Source organism: Thioalkalivibrio sp. ALE28, from assembly GCF_000377425.1.
In the GTDB taxonomy this organism is placed as follows: domain Bacteria; phylum Pseudomonadota; class Gammaproteobacteria; order Ectothiorhodospirales; family Ectothiorhodospiraceae; genus Thioalkalivibrio.
The window spans coordinates 110728-129893 of record NZ_KB898097.1 but is presented as its reverse complement, the minus strand read 5'-3'; the positions used below and the strand labels follow the sequence as shown (position 1 = coordinate 129893).

Genomic DNA, 19166 nt, shown 5'->3' with positions numbered 1-19166 from the left:
AGGATCAACGCGGTGGGTAGTAGGTTTCCAGATAGTCCAGGATCTCTTCCTCCACTTCGGGAGCGAATTCCCAGAGCCCCTGGGTGTCCTGCATCCAGCGGATCTGTTCCAGCCAGATCTTGCGGGTGTACCCGCGGCTCGTGAACAGCCGGGCCGAGTGGCAAACCGTGCAATTATTCTTGACGGTATCGAAACCCGGGGCCTTGAGCAGGCCGGTTTCCGGATCGGTCTCGTACTCCTCGGCGGCCTCGACGTGGTCGCCCGCGATCGCGGGCGCCACCCAGAGGAGGCCGAGGATGGCCGGCAACAACAGGACCATCTTCGACTTCATTCGTGCTCCTTACGCTTTGACTCGGACATCGATGTGGTGGGCCTTGTTGTTGCCGTAACCGCGCGGGTTCCAGCCCGGCAGCACCATCGGCTGACGGTCGCCCTTGCTGTTGGTGGCCACGGCCCACACCTGATAGAAACCCTGCTCGGGGAACTCGATGTCCACCTCCCAGGTTTGCCAGGCAAACTTGTTGACCGGCCGCTTCAAGTCGGCTTTCTGCCAGGTTACCCCGTAGTCGGTCGACACGTGGAGCTCCTCGACATCGCCGTAGCCATCCCACGCCTTGCCCGCGACCTTCAGCGTGCTGCCAGCGGTGGTCTCGACGCCGGTCTGCGGATACGTGATCAGCGACTTCACCGGCATTTCCTCGAGGACGACCATGTCCTCGTTCGGCACGTCAGCACCCGGCTCCACCGGATGACGCGGCATGCGGTAGCTGTGGCCGGTCATGCCCTGACCGTCATGCTCGCGGTCGCGCACCAGGATCTCGGTCAGCCACTTGCCGCTGGCGGAACCCGGGAAGCCAGGCGTAATCAGGCGCAGCGGGTAGCCGTGCTGTTCCGGGATGTCTTCGCCATTCATCGCCCAGGCAATGATGGTCTCGTCCTCCAGGGCCTTGCGCATCGGGCAGCCACGGGACAGGGCGTCCAGGTCGTCGCGACCGCTGAGGTGGGCATCGCCCGCCTTGTAACCGATGTACACGGCCTTGTCCGCGTCGTAGCCGACGTCTTCCAGCACGTCGCGCAGGCGCACCCCGGTCCAGGTCGGGCAGCCGACCGCACCCAGATCCCACTGGTTGCCACGCGGGGACGGCTCGAATGCGGCACGGCCGTTGCCGCCACACTCGATCCAGATCTGCAGGGTATGGTGCTCGAACTTCTCCTTGAGATCGGCGATCGTATAGGACTTCTCCTGATTTGCCGCCTCACCGTGCACGGTGAGGGTCCAGGCCGCGGCATCGATGCCGGCCTTTTCCGGCGGGACGCCGTTGTTACGGATGAACATGTTGGGGAACGGGGTGACCTCGTCGTGCAGCAGGTGCGGCGGCAGCTCGCCGTTGATCGGGCGATCATTCAGCCAGATGAACCCGTCCACCTTGCCTTCCACGTGGAAGCCCTCGATGCCGGCGGCGACGGCGCTCGACAGGGTGCTGCGGTTGAACATGGTCTGCATGGCGGTCTCCGCCCCCATGCCGAACACGGCCAGGGCGGCGCCGCCCTTGCCCAGTTTGCCCAGGAAGCTACGACGGGCCGCGCCCGTCTCGGTCAGCTCCCCGGTTTCCTTGATCGCTTCTTCGGATTTGTTTTCCAGCTCGGTATGATCGTTCTTGTGGTCTGTCATTTGCCAGCCTCCGGCTTGTACTTCGGATCGAAATCGCATGTGCTGCCCCTCTCTCCCTGAGACAGCCGAGTGAATTTTTAGTACATGTTCTAAAAACCTGCAATAAAATATCGGGATTTTTTACGGGTTCCAGAATGCCTCCTCTAACACCTGTATTCGGGGCCCGGAATACGGTATAGAATGCCGACCACAAATAAACCGCAAGCCACTGACAATAAAGACTTATCACAAATGTTTAATATTAGTGGAATCTACATAATGAAGAACCGAATTCATCAGTTCGTATATACCCCTATTGTTATGTTTTCGGCTGCGCTGGTTGCGGCCCTGATGGTCACAGGAACCGCCAGTGCGGAATCCGAGCCTTCCATCGAAATCCACGAGGTGGAACGCGGGGAGGGTCCAGAGATCGTTCGCCACGACACGGCGATCCTGCATTACACCGGCACCCTCGAAGACGACGGCAGCGTGTTCGACTCCAGTCGCGAGACCGATAGACCGTTCGCGCTGACCCTCGGCCGGGGCCAGGTCATCCCCGGCTTCGAACAGGGGGTGATGGGCATGCGCGAGGGTGGCAAGCGCGAGATCGTGATCCCGCCGGAGCTTGGCTACGGCGAACGCGGCGCGGGCAACATCATCCCGTCCAACGCCACGCTGCGCTTCGAGGTCGAGGTGCTGGAGGTCGAGCGGGCGCCCTTCAGTGGCCTGGACAACGAGGGACTGGCGGAGAAGATCGAGGAAGGCGCGACAATCGTCGACATCCGCCGGCCGGACGAGTGGGCGGAGACCGGCGTGATCGAGGGCAGCCATCGCATTACCGCTTTCGACGAGAACGGCGACCTGCATCCGGAGTTCGGGCAACGCTTCACCGACCTGGTGGACCCGGACGAAGAGGTCGTGCTGATCTGCCGCGTGGGCAACCGGACCAGCGCCCTCGCCCGCGCGCTGGCGGACGGTCTCGGCTACGACAACCTCTACAACGTGACCGACGGCATCATGGAGTGGTTGGCCGAGAACCGTCTGGTGCAGCACGACTGCCCCGAGGCGGCCGAAACGGCCCAGTGCTAACTATGGGCTGAGCCGGACCGGGAGTCCGGTTCCGGCTCGGCGTCTGCGACGTCGAAATCCAGCCGCTGGTTCGTGCCCGGGCCAGTGTCTTCTTCCGCTTCCGGCGGTGCCAGGCTCAGCCCCGCGTCCGACGCCACGTCGGCCAGATCGCGGATCTGGTCCAGCGGCGGCAGCTCCTCCAGGCGCTTGAGCCCCAGGTCGTCCAGAAAGCCGCGCGTGGTCGCATACAGCGCCGGGCGTCCGGGGACCTCCTTGTGACCCACCACGCGCACCCATTCGCGCTCCTGCAGCGTGCGCATGATGCCCGAGCTGACCGCCACCCCGCGCACGGCCTCGATCTCGGCGCGCGTGACCGGCTGGCGGTAGGCGATAATCGCCAGCGTCTCCAGCAGCGCCCGCGACAGGCGCGCCGGGCGTTCGGGCTGAGCCGCCTGTACGGTGGCGGAGAAACGCGAGCGCACGCGGAAGCGATAGCCCCCGGCGGACCGAACCAGTTCAATGGCGCGGTCCCGGTAGCGCTCCTCAAGACGGCCCAGCGCCTGTTCGAGTAACGCCTGATCGATCTCGCCGAGGTCCTCGCAGGCCGCCTTCAGGTCGCGGGGGGCGACGGGCTCGGCGGCCGCGAACAGCACCGCCTCCACCGCCAGCTCGACGGCCCGCAGCTGATCGTCATCTGCGGCCGCCACGGGTGCGTGGATCGTTGAATCCATCGTGTCGCTCACGCCGGCACTCCCCCCTCATCGTCTACGGCCGCCCCGCGCCGGCGCAGCCGGATGGGGCTGTAGGGCTCGCTCTGGCCCCATTCGACCAGGCCCGCCTTGGTCAGCTCCAGCACCGCCAGAAACGATACCACCACGCCCTGGCGCCCCTCGGCAGCCAGCAGCAGGGCCACGAAATCGGTGAAGCGCTCGGGGTGCAGGCTGTCGAGGATGCTGGACATACGCTCGCGCACCGACAACTGTTCGGTGGAGACATGGTGGTGCGCCATCAGACTGGCGCGGTGCATCACCGCGGCCAGGGCCTCCATCAGCTCGTCCATGCTCGGGGCCGGGGGCGGCGGACCCTCCAGTGCCTCGACGCTGGCGCCCGCGGCGAACACGTCACGGTCCATGCGCGGCAGTGCATCCAGGCGCTCGGCCGCGGTCTTGAACTGTTCGTACTCCTGCAACTGACGGATCAGGGCCATGCGCGGGTCGGCGTCCTCGTCCGCCTCGGCCTCCTTCGGCCGCGGCAGCAGCATGCGCGACTTGATCTCGGCCAGCAGCGCGGCCATCACCAGGTATTCGCCGGCCAGCTCCAGGCGCAGGGCCCGCATCACCTCGATGTAGGCCATGTACTGGCGGGTTATCTCGGCGATGGGGATCGCCAGGATGTCGAGGTTCTGCCGCCGGATCAGATACAGCAGCAGATCCAGCGGCCCCTCGAAGGAGTCAAGAAAGACCTCCAGGGCATCGGGCGGGATGTAGAGATCGGCCGGCAGTTCGGCCACCGGCTCGCCGTGCACGCGATAAAGCACCTCGCCGTCCGCGCCGGTCTCGACCGTCGCGGGGCGCTCGAGGTCGTCGTTCGCGTCAGCGTGCGGATCCATGCCCCGGGCTCATCGCAGGTAGTCCAGCCCCATGGCCCGGCGCACCTCTTCCAGGGTCTCGCGCGCCTCCTCGCGGGCCGCCTCGGAGCCCTCGACGATGATGGACCGGACCAGCGCGGGGTCCTCGGCGTATTCCTTCGCGCGCTGCTGGATCGGCTCCAGCTCCGCCTGCACCGCCTCGATCAGGGGCCGCTTGCAGTCCAGACAGCCGATACCGGCCGTGGTGCAGCCGGTGTAGAGTTCCTCACGCTGACTCTCGCTGGTGTAGACCTTGTGCAGATCCCACACCGGGCACTTGGCCGGATCGCCGGGGTCCGTGCGCCGCACCCGCGCAGGGTCGGTGGGCATGGTGCGAATCAGGCTCTCCACCTCGGCCGGCTCAGTGCGCAGGCTGATGGTATTGCCGTAGCTCTTGGACATCTTGCGCCCGTCCAGCCCCGGCATCTTCGAGGCCGGAGTCAGGCGCGCCTGCGGTTCCGGCAGGATGATCTTGCCGCCCCCCTCGAGGTAGCCGAACAGGCGCTCGCGGTCGCCCAGCGAGATGTTCTGCTGCGACTCGAGCATCGCCCGCGCCACCTCCAGGGCCTCGTCCTCGCCCTGCTCCTGGTAGCGCTTGCGCAGGTCGCGGTAACGCTTGGCGGCCTTCTTGCCCATCTTGTCGGCGGCGGCCTCCGCCTTCTCGGCGAAGCCCGGCTCGCGGCCGTAGAGGTGGTTGAAGCGCCGCGCGATCTCGCGCGTGACTTCCAGGTGCGACACCTGGTCCTCGCCCACCGGGACCATGCCGGCGCGATAGGCCAGCACGTCCGCGCTTTGCAGTACCGGATAGCCGAGGAAGCCGTAGGTCGCCAGATCCTTCTCGCGCAGCTGCTCCTGCTGGTCTTTCCAGGTCGGTACCCGTTCCAGCCAGCCCAGCGGCGTGATCATCGACAGCAGCAGATGCAGCTCGGCATGCTCGGGCACGCGCGACTGCACGAACAGTGTCGCGGACCCGGGGCTCACACCCGCCGCCAGCCAGTCGATGACCATCTCGGTCACATGCTGCTGCAGGTCACCGGGGTCCTCGTAGTGGGTGGTCAGCGCATGCCAGTCGGCGACGAAGAAGAAGCACTCGTAGTTGTGCTGCAACTCGATCCAGTTCTTCAGCACACCGTGATAATGGCCCAGATGCAGGCGCCCGGTGGGGCGCATGCCGGAGAGCACACGCTGGTTGCTACCCTGATTGCTGCTCACGGAATCAATCCCTTCCTGTCAGGAAACGGGCGCATCCACGCCCGGTCAGTCGTCTCAGAACATGCCGCCGGAAAAGGCGAACAGCATCGCCAGCAGCATGGCCGTGCGATCCACGTCGTTGATATGCACCCGGCCGTCCGCCATGGCCAGCGTGCTGTGCCAGTACCCGGCCTCGGCATCGCGGCGGAGCCAGCCGTCAGCCGCCAGGGCGTGCAGCTGTGCATCCAGGTCGATATCGGGATAGGCGGCGTCGAATTCGGCCACCCATTCCAGCCCGAGACGCAGTTCGCTGTCCAGCCGCAGCGTCTCCAGCGGACGGGTAGCGAAGGTCTGTTGCGTGCCGTACAGCCCCAGTTCGGTGTCCAGCGCGACCTGACGCGCCGGCTCCTCGTTCAGGGAGGCCTTGAGCTCGACCACCGGGCGGTGCTCGATCATCCCGCCGACGGCGTCGATCATCGCCGCGCCGATCAGGGCAGTGCGCTGCTCGCCCTCGATGCCACGCGCCTCGATCGATTCCAGTTCGCCGAGCAACTGCAGCAGGCTGGGACGGTCCCAGCGCAGGATGCCCGCCTGCAGGTCCAGGGCGCTCAGCGTCAGCGCATCCCCAGCGCCGTCGTCCATGCGCGCCTGCTCGACCTGCAGGCGCAGGCGCGAGTCCATGCGGTCGTTGCTGGTCTGCTGGAAGGCATCCAGACGCGGGCGCTCGATCCGCAGCCGACTCGCCTCGCCCTCGCGCAGCTCCACCACGGACGCCGCCAGGCCGCCCTCGTAGTCCGGCAGGCGTCCGAAGACCCCGTCGGCGTCGGCCTCGAACACCGTGGCATAGCGGGCGTCCTGCGCCTCCCAGACGAAGGTGTCGTCCGACAGCCTCAGCTCCGGCAGATCCAGGCTCACCAGGATCTGCTCGGCCGACCAGGCGAACCGACCCTGGCCGGCCGCCAGATCCAGCCACAGCGGGCCACCCACCGTGGCGGCATGCTCGGCCACCTCGGGCACGCTCATCAGGTCCATGCGCAGGTCGTCGAACGCAACGCGGGTCGTCACGCCACCGCCGATCCCCGAGCGCGAATGCACCTGCAGATCCAGCGAGCGCAGCAGATGGCCGAGCAGGGAATCGTCCGGCGCTGCCAGGGTATCGAGATCCACGAACGAATCGCCGCGCGCCCCGAGCAGACCGTGACGGATATCGTGCACCAGCGGGATCTCGAAGCGCCCGTCGGGGTCTTCCAGGATCAGCTGGCTGCGGCCGCTGGCGCCCAGGTAGCCGCGTTCGTATTCAAGCATCTCGTGGCGCAACTGCACCTCGCCCAGCTGGGCCTCGTGCGTTCCGGCAACGGTACCCTCCACCTGCTTGCCGACCACGACCGGCCACACAGCGGCCACCGCCAGCACGACCACGGCCAGAACCACCCACTTACGCATTGCGCCTCCCTGCGGCCGTGCCGCGCCGTACCCCCGGTATGCGGCCGGGGCTATTCATCCAGAAATCCCACATCGCCCATCCCGTGACGGATCACCTCGGGCACATCGCCGGTCAGGTCCAGCACACTGGTCGCCTCCAGGGTCCCGGCCCCGCCATCGACCACCAGGTCCACCACCTTGCCCAGCCGATCCTCGATCTCCCAGGGTTCGCTCAGCGGGTTCTCGTCCCCGGGGAGCTGCAGGGTCGCCGACATCAGCGGTGATCCGAGCTCCGCCAGCAACGCCGAGAGGATCGGACTAGCCGGCACACGCAGCCCGATGGTGCGCCGCTTGGGGTGCTGCAGGCGCCGCGGCACCTCGCGGGTGGCGGGCAGGATAAAGGTGTAGGGCCCCGGCGTTAGCGCCTTCATCAGGCGAAACGCGGTGTTGTCCACCTTCGCGTACACGCCCAGCTCGGAGAGATCGCGACACAGCAGGGTCAGATGATGGGTCTCGTCCACCTGGCGGATACGGCGGATCCGGTCCGCCCCGGTCTTGTCCCCCGGCAGGCAGGCCAGGGCATAGCAGGCATCCGTCGGCAGGGCGATCACGGCCCCGTCCTGGAGCCGGTCCAGGACCTGCCGGATCAGCCGGGGCTGGGGGTTTTCGGGGTGGATCGAGATCATGGATCGATTCGACGCGGGGATCGGCTGCGCAGTGTAGCGCATCCGCCGCCACGCCCATAAGAACGCGCACGGGCCGGCCCTGAGGAAACACTGATTCATGTACACGCCCGCGCTCGAGTCGCTTTTGCGTGCGAACAAGGCGCGGTGACTGCCGTGCAGTCACTCTGCACAAGGGAACCGCAACGCAGTGCGCACGCAAAAGCGGCCGAGCCCCTTCGGGGTTGGCACCCCAGGTTCCCCGATCCTGCGTTGCGCCGCTTGCGGGTAGAACCACTACCCGCTGCACGACGCGCCTTGTCTCGGAAAGCCTGGGGTGCCAACGCGGGTGTGTACATGAATCAGTGTTTCCTTAGCGGGAAAACTGCGAACCCGGAGCGCGAGGCGCGGCCAGTGATCGGTTACGATGCACCCAAAATCAAGGAGAACACCCCATGCTGTACATGATCCAGGGCCAGGACGCCCCCGACTCGCTGGATGCCCGCCTCGCCGCGCGGCCCGAACACGTCGCCCGGCTGCAGGCCCTGCGCGACGACGGCCGGCTGGTCCTGGCCGGCCCGTTTCCCGCCATCGACAGCAACGACCCCGGCCCGGCCGGCTTCACCGGCAGCCTGATCGTCGCGGAATTCCCGTCCCTGGAAGCCGCCCGTACGTGGGCCGACGCCGACCCTTATGTGGCTGCCGGCGTGTATACCGCGGTCGACGTACGCCCGTTCAAGCAGGTGTTCTGATGCGACTTCGTCCCCTTGCCACCGCGCTCGCCACCCTGGCCTTCGCCGGTGTGCTGGTCGCCTGCGACGCACAGGAGGCGCCCGCACCGGATGCCGAAACGGACGCGATCACCACCGATACCGACGACGTCGACACCGTCGCCCTCGTCAACGGCGAGCCCATCACCCGGGCCGACCTGTTTACCTACTCCGGCATGGACGAGGACCCGGGCCTGGCCGAGGGTGATGGCACGCTGGAAGAGCTGATCAGCCTGGAGCTGTTGCGCCAGGAGGCGGTCAACCGCGGCCTGGATACCGATGCCGAGACCCGGCGGATCCTGCGCATGGTGGAGACCAACCTGCTGGCCTCGCTTTTGATGGAACGCATCACCGCAGAGCTGGAGATCACCCGCGACGACCTCGAGGCGGAGTACGAACGCCAGGTTGAGCAGATGCGCGGCACCGAGTACCGCGCCCGCCATATCCTGGTCGAAGAGGAACAGCAGGCCCGCGAACTCCTCGCGGAGCTGGACGACGGCGCGGACTTCGGCGAACTGGCCGAGGCCCATTCCATCGACCCCGGCTCGGCCGCCCGCGGCGGCGAGCTGGGCTGGTTCTCTCCGGAACAGATGGTCCCCGCGTTCAGCGACGCCACCGTGGCCCTGGAGCCGGGTGAAACCACCGCGGAGCCGGTCGAAAGCCGCTTTGGCTGGCACCTCATCCGTCTGGAGGAGACCCGCGAAATCGAGGTGCCGGAACTGAATGCCGTGCGCGCCGAACTGGTCGAGATCCTCGAAAGCCGCGCCATCCAGGAATTCCTGGAGACGCTGCGCGCGGATGCCGACATCCAGATCCCGAACCGGCCCGCCAATCAGTAGTCGGGCAAGCCCCGGGCCTCAGTGCCCGTGGTGTCCGCCTTCGGCACCCATGCCGGGGGCGTCACCCTCCATCATGTGGCCACCCGAATGGCCGCCACTGGCACCCTCGCCACGCTGTACGCGGGCATGGATCTCCATGGTCTCGCCATCCGCGAACTCCAGGGTCACCGGGATCCAGTCGCCGGCCGTCAGCGGCTCGTGCAGCCCGATGAACATCAGGTGCAGGCCACCGGGCTCCAGCACCAGGGTCTCGCCCGCCGGGAGGTCCAGCCCCTCGACCTGGCGCATGCGCATCACCCCGTCCACGTGGGCATGCTCGTGCAGTTCCACCACCTCGGAGATCGGCGCCTGCGCGGCGACGATCCGGAGGTCCTGTTCGCCATGGTTGCGCAGGACGAAGTAGCCGCCGGTCATGTCACCCGGCATCAGCCGAATCCAGGGCGTCCCCTCCATCTCGAGGCCCGCCCGGCACTCGCAGACCTCGGGCGCGTCGGCCAGCGCCGGTGCGACCGCGCCGCCCGCCAGAAGGGTGGTCGTCAGCAACACTGCCGGAAACAGCCTGGATCCTTTCATGACCTTTCACCTCATTTAAGCAAAACGTAATATTGACACACAAGGGAAACACTGATGAATGTGCACGCTCGCGTTGGCACCCCAGGTTTTCCGAGACCAGGCGCGTCGTGCAGCGGGTAGTGGTTCTACCTGCTAGCGGCGCAACGCAGGATCGGGGAACCTGGGGCGCCAACCCCGGAGGGGCTCGGCCTCTTTTGCGTGGGAACGGCGTTGCGGCTCCCTTGTGCAGAATGACTGCACGGCAGTCACCGCGCCTTGTTCGCACGCAAAAGCGACTCGAGCGCGAGCGTGTACATTCATCAGTGTTTCCCTGGGGACCGACCGCAACCGCGGGGGTTCCCCCACAAACCGCGGTGGTACGATAACGCCCGCGAAGGGAACCTCCGGCCCGCAGGTGCCTCCAAGCGACGGGCCGCACCCGCCCCACCGAACTGCCAAGCCACAAACGAGACGTCCATGCCGCGCGCCCTCCGCCGAGCCCTTCTTCCCGTCCTGATCCTCGCCGTCGCCGTGGTGGGCTTCATGGTCCTGCGCGCGACCGGGCCCGAGGCGCCGCCGCCGGAGGCCAGCGAGCGCACCTGGCCGGTACAGGGCGTGACCGCCGAGCCCGGGACGCACCGGCCGGGGGTGATCCTCAACGGGCGCAGCCGCTCCGCCCGCGATGCCCAGCTGCGCGCCGCGGTGGAGGGCGAGATCGAAGCCGTGCCGGCGCGCGCCGGCCAGCGCGTGGCCGCCGGCGACACGCTGGTGCAGATCGACCCGCGCGAGGCCCGGCTGCTGCTGGACCAGCGCGAGGCCGAGCGCCGCGAGCTGGAGGGCGCGGTCGAAAGCGAGGAACTGCGTGCCCGCTTCGACCGCGAGGCCCTGCAGCGCGAGCGCGAACTCCTGGCGATCGCCGAACGCGGCCTGGAGCGCGCCCGCGACCTGCGCGAGCGCAACCTTGGCTCGGAATCGGATCTCGATGCCGCCCGCGAGCGGCTGCAGCAGGCCAGCATCACCGTGGACAACCGCGAGCAGGCCGTGGCCGACGCCCCGATGCGCAGGGCCCAGGCCGAGGCCCGCCTGGCACGTGCCCGCGCCGCCGAGTCCCAGGCCGAGATCGACCTGGAACGCACGACCATTCGCGCGCCCTTCGACGCACGTATCGTGGAGGTCGACGTCGCCGCGGGCGAGCGCGCCCGACCAGGAGACCCGTTGCTGCGCCTGTTCGCGGTGGATGACCTGGAGATCCGCGCCAGCCTCCCGGAACACCTGATCGCCCGGGTCGAACGCCTGCTGCAGGGGGACACACCCCTGCCCGCCCGCGCACAGGTCGCCGGCCACACGGTCGAGACCGAACTGGTACGCCTGGAGGGCGAGACCCGTGCCGGCGACGCCGGGATGCGCGGGGTGTTCGAGGTGCGCTCCGGCGGCGAACAACTCCCGCTGAACCGCTTTGTCGAACTGCGCCTGCAACTGCCGGAGGAACCCGACAGTCTTGCGGTGCCATTCGAGTCCCTGTTCGGGCGTGACCGCGTGTTCCGAGTGGTGGACGGGCGCCTGGAGTCGCTGCAGGTCGAGCGCCTGGGCGATTTCATCGATGCGGACGGCAATACCCTCGCGCTGATCCGCAGTGACGCCATCGCCGCCGGCGACACCCTGATCGCCACGCGCCTGCCGAATGCCGTGGATGGCCTGCGGGTCGAGGTGGAACAGCAGGATTCCGGTCGATGAGCGAAGCGGAACCCGGCAACTCGCCGGCATCCGGGCAGCCGATGCCCGGGGGCGGCGCGCAGGACCCTGACCGGCCCCCGCGCGGGCCGATCCAGCTGTTCCTGGAACACCGCCTCGCGGCCAATCTGCTGATCGCGCTGATGCTGCTGGCCGGGGCCTTTGCCCTGACCAAGCTCAACACCCAGTTCTTCCCCAACTTCGAGCTCGACTTCATCACCGTGGAGGTGCCCTGGACCGGGGCCAGCGCGGAGGATGTCGAGCGCGCCATCGTCGACCCGCTGGAGCAGGACCTGCGCACGGTGGACGGCCTGCGCAACATGACCTCCACCTCGGCATTGGGCATCGGCGTGGTGACCATGGAGTTCGAGGCCGGGACCGACATGACCCTGGCGCTGGAGCAGGTCAACGACCGCGTGAACCAGCAGCGCAACCTGCCGGAAGCGGCCGAGACCCCGGTGGTCACCCGTGTGATCCGCTACGAGCCGGTGGCACGGCTGCTGCTGACCGGCCCCGAAGACCCCCAGCAGCTGCGCATCCTCGCGCGTCAGTTCGAGCGCGAGCTGCTGGATGCCGGCATCGCGCGCATCGAGTTCACCGGCCTGACCGAAGACGAGATGGCCATCCAGGTGCCCTCGGCGACGCTCAATCGCCTGGACATGACGCTGGCTGACATCGCCGAGCAGATCCGCGCGATGGCGCAGGACCTGCCGGCCGGCTCGGTGGGCCGCGACGACACCGCGCGCCAGATCCGCAGCCTGGAACAGGCCCGCGACATCGTCAGCTTCGAGCGGCTGGTCCTGCGCGGCGACGGCGAACTGGGACGCCTGACCCTGGGCGACATTGCCACCCTCGACCTGCGCCACCGCGACGGCCAGGTGCGCGCCCGCGCCAACGGCCAGCGCGCGATCGAGATGCAGCTGCTGCGCTCGGAGACCGGCGACTCGCTGGAGGCCGCGCAGGTCCTGGAGGACTGGCTGGCGCAGACCCGCCCGGCCCTGCCGCCGGGGGTCGAGCTGCAGGTGACCGACGCCTTCTGGGAGCTGCTCTCCGAACGCATCACCCTGCTGCTGAAGAACGGCCTGGGCGGCCTGCTGCTGGTGCTGGGGATCCTGTTCCTGTTCCTCAATCGGCATATCGCCCTGCGCGTGGCGCTGGGCATCCCGATCGCCTTTACCGCCGCGTTCGTGGTGCTGTGGGTGGTCGGCGGCTCCATCAACATGATCTCGCTGTTCGGCTTCATCATGTCGCTGGGGATCATCGTCGACAACGCGATCGTGGTCTCCGAGCACGCCTACAGCCTGCACCAGCGCGGGCTCTCGGCCAGCCGTGCCGCGCGCGACGGCGCCCGGCGCATGGTCGGGCCGGTGATCGCCGCCTCGCTGACCACGGTGGCCGCCTTCCTGCCGCTGATGCTGATCGGCGGCATCATCGGCAACATCCTGTTCGACATCCCGCTGGTGGTGATCTGCGTGATCGTCGCCACGCTCCTGATCGCCTTCCTGATCCTGCCCGCGCACCTGAAGGGCGTGATGCACCGGCTCCAGCCGCCGCGCGCCGGCAGCCTGCGCGAGCGCTTCGACAACGGCTTCGAGACCTTCCGCAACGGCGCCTTCCGCCGCGCGGTGACCGTGTCGGTCAACCACTCGGGCACCACCCTGGCGCTGGCGGTCGGCGCGCTGATCCTCGCCATCGGCCTGGCGGCCAGCGGACGCATCGGCTTCACCTTCTTCCCGTCGCCCGAGGGCACCATCGTCAACGCCGGGGTCAACTTTGTCGCCGGCACACCGCCGGAGCGGGTCGAGGCCTTCCTGATCCACGTCGAGGAGGCCCTGGCCGAGACCGAGGAGGCCCTGGGCGGCGACCTGGTGCGCGCCTCCGTCACCCGGCTCGGCCGCGGCATCGATCCCGGAGACGGCAACGCCCCGCGCGGCGACCAGTTCGGCAACATCCAGGTGGAGCTGGTCTCGCCCGAACAGCGCGAAGTGCGTAACCGCGAGTTCATCCAGGCCTGGGAGGCACGCGTGCGCCAGGCCCCGGGCATCGAGAACTTCAGCATCGACGAACGCCAGACCGGGCCGCCCGGGCGCGACCTGGAGGTGCGCCTGACCGGCGACGACCCGCACGTATTGAAGAACGCGGCACTGGAACTGGCGGATATCTTCGACGACTTTGCGGGCACCTTCGCGACCCAGGACGACACCCCGTTCGGGCGCGAACAACTGGTATTCCAGGTCAAGCCGGAGGGTCGCGCCCTGGGCCTGACCACCGAATCGGTCGGCGCCCAGCTGCGCGATGCCTATGATGGCCACCTCGCCCAGCTCTACCAGGACGGGCTGGAAGAGGTGGAGGTGCGCGTGCGCCTGCCGGATGCCGAGCGCCATTCCAGCGAGAGCCTGGAGCGCCTGAATCTGCGCCTGCCCAGCGGCGAGTTCGTGCCGCTGGGCAGCGTGGTGGACCTGCGCTCGCGTCAGGGCTTCGAGACCCTGCGCCATGCCGACACCCGTCTGGCGATCCAGGTCTCCACCGAGGTCGACCGCAGCGTGAACAACGCCGCGCGCATCCGTGCGGCGCTGGAAGACGGCCCGCTGGACGACCTCGCGACGCGCTACGGCATCGAATACTCGTTCGAGGGGCGCGCGGCCGACCAGGCCGAGACCTTCGCCGACATGCGCACGGGCCTGGTCCTGGCGCTGGGGCTGATGTACATCACCCTGGCCTGGGTGTTCGGGTCCTGGGGCTGGCCGTTGATCGTGATGGCGATCATCCCGTTCGGCATCCTCGGCGCCCTGCTGGGCCACTGGATCCTTAACGTGGAGCTGACCATCCTGTCGCTGTTCGGCCTGTTCGGCCTGACCGGGATCGTGGTCAACAACTCCATCATCCTGGTCAGCTTCTATCAGGGCCTGCGCGAGGCCGGTCTGGCCCTGCAGGAGGCGATCGTCGAGGCCGCCTGCCAGCGCCTGCGCTCGGTGATCCTGACCTCGGTCACCACCATCGCCGGCCTGACTCCGCTGCTGTTCGAGCGCTCGGTCCAGGCCCAGTTCCTGATCCCGATGGCCATCTCCATCGTGTTCGGCCTGGCCATCGCCACCGTGCTGGTACTGTTCGTGATCCCGGCCCTGCTGCGCCTCTACGAAGGCCGCTTCGACCGCGGCGCCACCCTTACCCACCACGCCACCGACTAACACTTGCATGTGGCCCACCGCTAAGAGGGCCAGATCAAGAGCGATTTACAGGAAGGTTCGAAGATGGGAAGGATGATTTGGGTGTGGACAGCGTGATCTGGCCAGCACCCTGACACTCCCGCACCCCTGCCACACCAGCTACGGCCAAACCCAATCCCTCTTCCTGTCTTCACATCTTCCTGTATACCGCTTTTGACCTTCACCCTCAGTGGCGGGAGCGATCGGCTAGGTGGACGGGGATGGAGGCGAGCAGCGCGGCGAGGAACAGGAACAGGCAGAACAGGATGGCGTTGGCCAGCCCCAGCCAGGCCTGCAGCAGGCCGATCCCGGCCAGCCCGAAGATCGCGGCGGCACGCGCCGACAGGGCCCAGAATCCGAACCAGCGCCCGGCCTCGCGCACCGGCACCATCATCCCGACCAGCGCGCGCCCGGCCGACTGCGCCGACCCCAGGCACAGCCCGGCGACTATCCCCACGCCGAGGAACACCATCTGCGCCTCCACCGGTCGGCCCAGCAGTGCGCTCAGCCACTGCGCGATGGTCGTGGTGCCGAAGATCGCCAGCACCGCCAGCGCCCATAGCGCCAGGGTCAGCCGATAGATCCGCACCGGCCCGGCACGGTCCTGCAGGAAGCCGAAACCGATCGCCCCGATGATCGCGGTGACCTGGGTGATCACGAACATCGCGATGCGCACCGGCTCGTCCCACTGGATCACCTGCGAGCCGTAGATGAAGGTGAAGGAGATGATGATGTAGATCCCGGCCATCATGAAGAAGATGGAGACATACAGCGCGCGCAGCTCACGGCGCTGCCCCAGCGTGACCAGCGCCTCGCGCACCCGCCGCCAGCCGAGCCCCAGCTGCATCCGCCGGCGCATCCGCCGACGCGTGCCGCGCTCCTTCAGGAACAGGAAGGTCGGGATCGCCGAGATCAGGAAAAACACCGCGGCAAACGGCCCCACCCAGCGAATACGCTCGAAGTTCTCGGCGCTGACCTCGCCCAGCAGGCCCAGGGCAAAGGCGGTGGCGATCAGCCCGCCGATATAGCCCATGCCCCAGCCCAGCCCCGAGATCCAGCCGAGCTTCTCCGGCGGCCCGAGGCTCGGCAGGAAGCTGGCGATGAAGGATTCGCCGATCGCATAGCCGAAGTTGGAGGCGATGATCAGCGCCATGCCGAACAGCACCAGCCCCGGCTCGACGAAATACAAAAGCCCCGTCGTCACCACCGTCAGGATCCACGAGGCCATCAGGAAGCGCTTGCGCGAGGCCGTTGCATCCATCACCGCCCCGGCGAACGGGGCCGCGATCACCACCATGGCGTAGCTGATCGCCAGCGCCAGGCTCCACAGCAGGTTGCCCAGGCGGTAGTCCGGGGCATCCCCGACGATGATGCGGGTAAACAGATCGCCGAAGATCACCGTGATGATCAGCAGCGTGTAGGCCTGGTTGGCGAAGTCGAACATCGCCCAGCCGAAGATCTCGCGGCGCGGGGCGGGGGCGTCCTCGGGGTGGCGCCGAATCAGCGGCATGCAGGCATCCTGGTGGGCGTGACGGCCGCCATGCTAACGCAGCTCGGGGAAACACTGATCCATGCTGCCCTCAGCGATCCCGGATCACCAGCGCGTCGCCATCGCGCTCGACCGCGAAGTGTTCGAGGAAGCTGCGCCCCAGACGCGAGCGCGGCAGGTCGCCGTCCGGCAGCACGATCGCGCTGACCCCCGCACGCCGCAGCCCCCCCACCTGGAGCTGGTCGATGCGCACCCGCTGGCCATGCCGTGTGCCGAGCTCGTCACGAAAGCGCACCGAGCGCCCCTGGTCGGGATCAATCCCGACGCGCCCGGCATCCGAAGCGCGCAGCAGCACGGAGTCGGCCTGCGGGTCGACCACCAGGGTCACCGCCGTGCCGTTCAGGCCAGCAGTAACGGCGTGATCCCCCCGCGAATCGCGGTGCACCCGAACCGCTCCAGCCTCCCCCGCCGAGGGATCCGGGCGTGCCGGCGCGGGCCGCGGCTGCACCCGCAGCTCGCGCTGCTCGCCGCGATACTCCACCAGGGCCATCCCGGGGCCGGTGCGCAGGACCCGCACGCCACCGGGCCCCGTATCCCCGGTCGACACCACCGCTCGCTCGTCGCCCACGGACACCACGGCACGTTCGCCGAACACCGCGTGCAGCCGAAGCTCCTCCGCGGCAACCCCCAGAGGCAGCCAGAGGGCCAGGAGCCCGACGAGCCAGAACCGGCGCCCCGTCAAAGCCCAGGCCGAAACCATTGCATGCGCTGTACGATCCATGGGCCGGTTATACCGGGTTCGGCTGAACGAAGCCCGAACGTCCGCAATGGCACCACGGACACACCACGGCCCGGGCCCGCGCGCCTGCTACCATCGGGGCATTCCCCTTCGCGTGGAGCTGCCGTGTCCCGCCAACCGTCTGACGATTCCGCCCGCCCCGGCCCGACCACCCATGTCGCGCTGCGGCATGCCTTTACCGTAACCGTACTGGTGATCGGGCTGTGGCTGATGCACATGAACCTGCGGGTCCTGCCGGAGGCCGGCGTGGTGGTGCTGTGGATCGCCGTGACCCTGCTGATCGCCCATGGCGGCTTCCGCCGTCATCGGGTGCGGCGCGCGGCGTTCCTGCGCGGCTACCTGGAGCCCACCAGCCAGTGGCCCCGGCGCTTGCGCGGCGGCCCGTTGATGGCCCTGCGCCACCTGGTCATCGGTGCCCTGCTGGGCGGCCTGCTGCTGATCACACTCGCGCGCATCCCGACACAGGAGGTCTGGGCCGTGCTCCTCGTCGCCGGTTTCGTGCTGGTGATCGGCGAGGCCCTGTTCGCCCGACTGCTGCGCGGGCACGCCCACCCCCGGTTCGCCCCGGAGCTGGCCCGCCGCGGGGCCCTGCGTCTGACCGGACTCCTGCTGATCATCGCCCTGCTGGCGCTGGCACTGCAGGCGCACTATCCCGACCTGACCGGTGCCACGCTGGAACAGGCGGTCTGGTTCCTGGTGCATCACGAGGCCGCGCGCAGCCACCTGCTGGAGGCCGGGCTGCAGCTCGCCGCGGCGCAGGACGGCCTGCGCCTGTGGCTGGGACAGCAGTGGTTCCCGCAGGGAGTGGAGTCCCTGCCGGCCCTGCTCGGCTGGCTGCTGGTGCTTGCGGAACAGGCCTTCCTCGCGGCCGGGTTCCTGCTGCTGGCCAACGGCCTGCTGCCGCTGCGACCGGCCACCGACACCCTGGGCGATCCGCGCAACGCGCCCGTGATCGAGTAGTCGGGTCCGGAGCCACCGACCCATGACCACGCCGGCAGCGCACACCACCTCCAGCTCAGCCCGCGCCGGCCTGTGGCTCTGCATGACCCTGCTGGCGAGTCTCGCCCTGCTCTGGCTCGCCAGTCAGCACGAGCCGCGCGACTGGGACGCGGACGGCGCGCTGACCCTGCAACTCGGCGAGCAGCGCTACCAGCTCGACCACCAGCGCCTCACCGCGCTCGAGCGCTACACACTGGAGTGGCTGGAGGCCGGCGACACCGCCGCCCGCGAGCACTGGCAGACCCGCGTGGACGCGGAACTCGAGGCCCGCTTCGCCGCCCTCCATGACCGTGTCCCCGAGGTCGTGGACGGGTACTACTCCCTCGGCGCGGAATACACCCGGCTGTGGCGGCGCGGCGTACAGTGGCTGGGCGACGCTGCCCCGGATGCCGGGGCCCGCATGCTGCGCGAACAGCTGCTACCGGACGCCCTCTGGGACGAACCCCTGCGGGAACTCGCGACCCGCGTCGAGTGGGGACTGGACGAACAGCAGCGCCAGGTCCGCGATGCCTGGCGCCTGGAACTGATCGACCGCCTGGCGGATGCCCGTATCCCCAACCCGCCACCCCGCGCCACGGCCACCTCGGCCGCCGAGATCGAACGCGGCCACGCCCTGCATACGGCCCTGGACATCGACCTGGAGCGCTTCGATCAACGCACCGGCCTGGCCGCGACGGCCGCCGCCGGCAGCGGCCTGGCCACGCCCCTGATCGCCCGCGCCGTGCAGGCCCGTCTGGCCGCCCGCACCACCCAGGCGGGGCTGGCCCGCAGCCTGGGGCGCGCCGGACGCGCCGGGGCCCTGGGCGCCGGGGTCTGCGCCTGGAGCGGACCGTTCTCGCTGGGCTGCGGCATCACGGCGGCCGGGGCCACCATCATCGGTGTCGACTGGCTGCTGCTGCGACTCGACGAGGCCCGCCATCGCGAGGCCCTGGAACAGGCCCTGCACGAGGCCCTGGACGCACTGGAGGCCGAGACCCGCCAGGCGCTGCAGCAGGCGATCGCCGAGCGCGTGGAGGCCCGCCACGCGGCCAGTCGCAGCGCGGTGGAGAACACCTTCCAGCCCTGGCGCGGACCAGGACCAACGTCGGGGGTTGCGTCCGGAGATGGCCACGGCCCCTCCGGGGCCTCGCCATGACGGGAAGTGGACACCCCGGCGACAG

The 19166-nt window shown here is 68.5% G+C and carries 17 protein-coding genes; 7 read left to right on the top strand and 10 right to left on the bottom strand.

Annotation, left to right across the window (positions count from 1 at the left end; translation table 11 throughout):
* Positions 1-4: 4 nt before the first annotated feature.
* Positions 5-331, bottom strand: coding sequence for a hypothetical protein (locus D105_RS0106790; RefSeq protein WP_018877943.1), 327 nt, complete (start codon positions 329-331; stop codon positions 5-7).
* Between the two features lie 9 nt (positions 332-340).
* Positions 341-1672 carry a sulfite oxidase gene (locus tag D105_RS0106785; protein ID WP_018877942.1) on the bottom strand — a complete coding sequence of 444 codons (1332 nt, stop codon included), beginning with the start codon at positions 1670-1672 and terminating at the stop codon, positions 341-343.
* Positions 1673-2002: 330 nt separating this feature from the next.
* On the opposite strand from D105_RS0106785, the gene D105_RS0106780 reads away from it, so the two are divergent.
* On the top strand, positions 2003-2740 hold the full coding sequence (locus D105_RS0106780; RefSeq protein ID WP_196801064.1) for an FKBP-type peptidyl-prolyl cis-trans isomerase: 738 nt from the start codon (positions 2003-2005) through the stop codon (positions 2738-2740).
* On the opposite strand, the gene scpB is transcribed toward D105_RS0106780, so the two are convergent.
* From scpB to D105_RS0106755, 5 genes are read right to left on the bottom strand one after another with little or no spacing between them, the layout of a single operon-like run.
* Positions 2737-3450, bottom strand: a complete 714-nt coding sequence (gene scpB / locus D105_RS0106775) for an SMC-Scp complex subunit ScpB (RefSeq protein ID WP_019592967.1) — start codon at positions 3448-3450, stop codon at positions 2737-2739. The genes D105_RS0106780 and scpB overlap by 4 nt on opposite strands.
* 8 nt (positions 3451-3458) lie before the next feature.
* Positions 3459-4328 carry a ScpA family protein gene (locus D105_RS0106770; RefSeq protein WP_018876186.1) on the bottom strand — a complete coding sequence of 290 codons (870 nt, stop codon included), beginning with the start codon at positions 4326-4328 and terminating at the stop codon, positions 3459-3461.
* Between the two features lie 9 nt (positions 4329-4337).
* A complete protein-coding gene (locus D105_RS0106765; RefSeq protein WP_018876185.1) occupies positions 4338-5558 on the bottom strand; it encodes a tryptophan--tRNA ligase in 1221 nt (406 codons plus the stop codon).
* A gap of 54 nt (positions 5559-5612) precedes the next feature.
* Positions 5613-6980: a DUF945 family protein gene (locus D105_RS0106760; protein WP_018877940.1), complete on the bottom strand. Its 1368-nt coding sequence runs from the start codon at positions 6978-6980 to the stop codon at positions 5613-5615.
* A gap of 50 nt (positions 6981-7030) precedes the next feature.
* Positions 7031-7645, bottom strand: coding sequence for an L-threonylcarbamoyladenylate synthase (locus D105_RS0106755; RefSeq protein ID WP_018877939.1), 615 nt, complete (start codon positions 7643-7645; stop codon positions 7031-7033).
* Positions 7646-8076: 431 nt separating this feature from the next.
* Here D105_RS0106755 and D105_RS0106750 point away from each other — a divergent pair, with 431 nt between their 5' ends.
* Together D105_RS0106750 and D105_RS0106745 are read left to right on the top strand one after the other, a co-directional pair.
* Complete coding sequence (locus D105_RS0106750) at positions 8077-8373, top strand: YciI family protein (protein ID WP_018866495.1); 297 nt, start codon at positions 8077-8079, stop codon at positions 8371-8373.
* Entirely contained in the window at positions 8373-9230 is an 858-nt protein-coding gene (locus D105_RS0106745) for a peptidylprolyl isomerase (protein ID WP_018877938.1), read from the top strand. The genes D105_RS0106750 and D105_RS0106745 overlap by 1 nt, the downstream gene beginning before the upstream one ends.
* A gap of 18 nt (positions 9231-9248) precedes the next feature.
* On the opposite strand, the gene D105_RS0106740 is transcribed toward D105_RS0106745, so the two are convergent.
* Positions 9249-9803, bottom strand: coding sequence for a copper chaperone PCu(A)C (locus D105_RS0106740; protein WP_038028427.1), 555 nt, complete (start codon positions 9801-9803; stop codon positions 9249-9251).
* A 456-nt stretch (positions 9804-10259) separates the two neighbouring features.
* On the opposite strand from D105_RS0106740, the gene D105_RS0106735 reads away from it, so the two are divergent.
* The gene (locus tag D105_RS0106735) at positions 10260-11516 is read left to right on the top strand and encodes an efflux RND transporter periplasmic adaptor subunit (protein ID WP_018877937.1); all 1257 of its coding nucleotides are present in this window, start codon (positions 10260-10262) and stop codon (positions 11514-11516) included.
* Complete coding sequence (locus D105_RS0106730) at positions 11513-14701, top strand: efflux RND transporter permease subunit (protein WP_018877936.1); 3189 nt, start codon at positions 11513-11515, stop codon at positions 14699-14701. Before D105_RS0106735 ends, D105_RS0106730 begins: the two co-directional genes overlap by 4 nt.
* A 205-nt stretch (positions 14702-14906) precedes the next feature.
* On the opposite strand, the gene D105_RS0106725 is transcribed toward D105_RS0106730, so the two are convergent.
* Both D105_RS0106725 and D105_RS0106720 read right to left on the bottom strand, forming a co-directional pair.
* Positions 14907-16229: an MFS transporter gene (locus tag D105_RS0106725; protein ID WP_018877935.1), complete on the bottom strand. Its 1323-nt coding sequence runs from the start codon at positions 16227-16229 to the stop codon at positions 14907-14909.
* A 70-nt stretch (positions 16230-16299) separates the two neighbouring features.
* A complete protein-coding gene (locus D105_RS0106720) occupies positions 16300-16968 on the bottom strand; it encodes a TIGR02281 family clan AA aspartic protease (protein WP_018877934.1) in 669 nt (222 codons plus the stop codon).
* Between the two features lie 201 nt (positions 16969-17169).
* On the opposite strand from D105_RS0106720, the gene D105_RS0106715 reads away from it, so the two are divergent.
* Both D105_RS0106715 and D105_RS0106710 read left to right on the top strand, forming a co-directional pair.
* Positions 17170-17967 (top strand): hypothetical protein, encoded by a 798-nt coding sequence (locus D105_RS0106715; protein WP_369772640.1) that lies wholly within the window; start codon positions 17170-17172, stop codon positions 17965-17967.
* Between the two features lie 22 nt (positions 17968-17989).
* On the top strand, positions 17990-19141 hold the full coding sequence (locus D105_RS0106710; protein WP_018877932.1) for a hypothetical protein: 1152 nt from the start codon (positions 17990-17992) through the stop codon (positions 19139-19141).
* Positions 19142-19166: the final 25 nt, after the last annotated feature.

Bases quoted from the DNA above. Each gene is read 5' to 3' on its own strand.
- D105_RS0106790 (WP_018877943.1), bottom strand. From the start codon at position 331: ATGAAGTCGAAGATGGTCCTGTTGTTGCCGGCCATCCTCGGCCTCCTC.
- D105_RS0106785 (WP_018877942.1), bottom strand. From the start codon at position 1,672: ATGACAGACCACAAGAACGATCATACCGAGCTGGAAAACAAATCCGAA.
- D105_RS0106780 (WP_196801064.1), top strand. From the start codon at position 2,003: ATGGTCACAGGAACCGCCAGTGCGGAATCCGAGCCTTCCATCGAAATC.
- scpB (WP_019592967.1), bottom strand. From the start codon at position 3,450: ATGGATTCAACGATCCACGCACCCGTGGCGGCCGCAGATGACGATCAG.
- D105_RS0106770 (WP_018876186.1), bottom strand. From the start codon at position 4,328: ATGGATCCGCACGCTGACGCGAACGACGACCTCGAGCGCCCCGCGACG.
- D105_RS0106760 (WP_018877940.1), bottom strand. From the start codon at position 6,980: ATGCGTAAGTGGGTGGTTCTGGCCGTGGTCGTGCTGGCGGTGGCCGCT.
- D105_RS0106755 (WP_018877939.1), bottom strand. From the start codon at position 7,645: ATGATCTCGATCCACCCCGAAAACCCCCAGCCCCGGCTGATCCGGCAG.
- D105_RS0106750 (WP_018866495.1), top strand. From the start codon at position 8,077: ATGCTGTACATGATCCAGGGCCAGGACGCCCCCGACTCGCTGGATGCC.
- D105_RS0106745 (WP_018877938.1), top strand. From the start codon at position 8,373: ATGCGACTTCGTCCCCTTGCCACCGCGCTCGCCACCCTGGCCTTCGCC.
- D105_RS0106740 (WP_038028427.1), bottom strand. From the start codon at position 9,803: ATGAAAGGATCCAGGCTGTTTCCGGCAGTGTTGCTGACGACCACCCTT.
- D105_RS0106735 (WP_018877937.1), top strand. From the start codon at position 10,260: ATGCCGCGCGCCCTCCGCCGAGCCCTTCTTCCCGTCCTGATCCTCGCC.
- D105_RS0106730 (WP_018877936.1), top strand. From the start codon at position 11,513: ATGAGCGAAGCGGAACCCGGCAACTCGCCGGCATCCGGGCAGCCGATG.
- D105_RS0106725 (WP_018877935.1), bottom strand. From the start codon at position 16,229: ATGCCGCTGATTCGGCGCCACCCCGAGGACGCCCCCGCCCCGCGCCGC.
- D105_RS0106720 (WP_018877934.1), bottom strand. From the start codon at position 16,968: ATGGTTTCGGCCTGGGCTTTGACGGGGCGCCGGTTCTGGCTCGTCGGG.
- D105_RS0106710 (WP_018877932.1), top strand. From the start codon at position 17,990: ATGACCACGCCGGCAGCGCACACCACCTCCAGCTCAGCCCGCGCCGGC.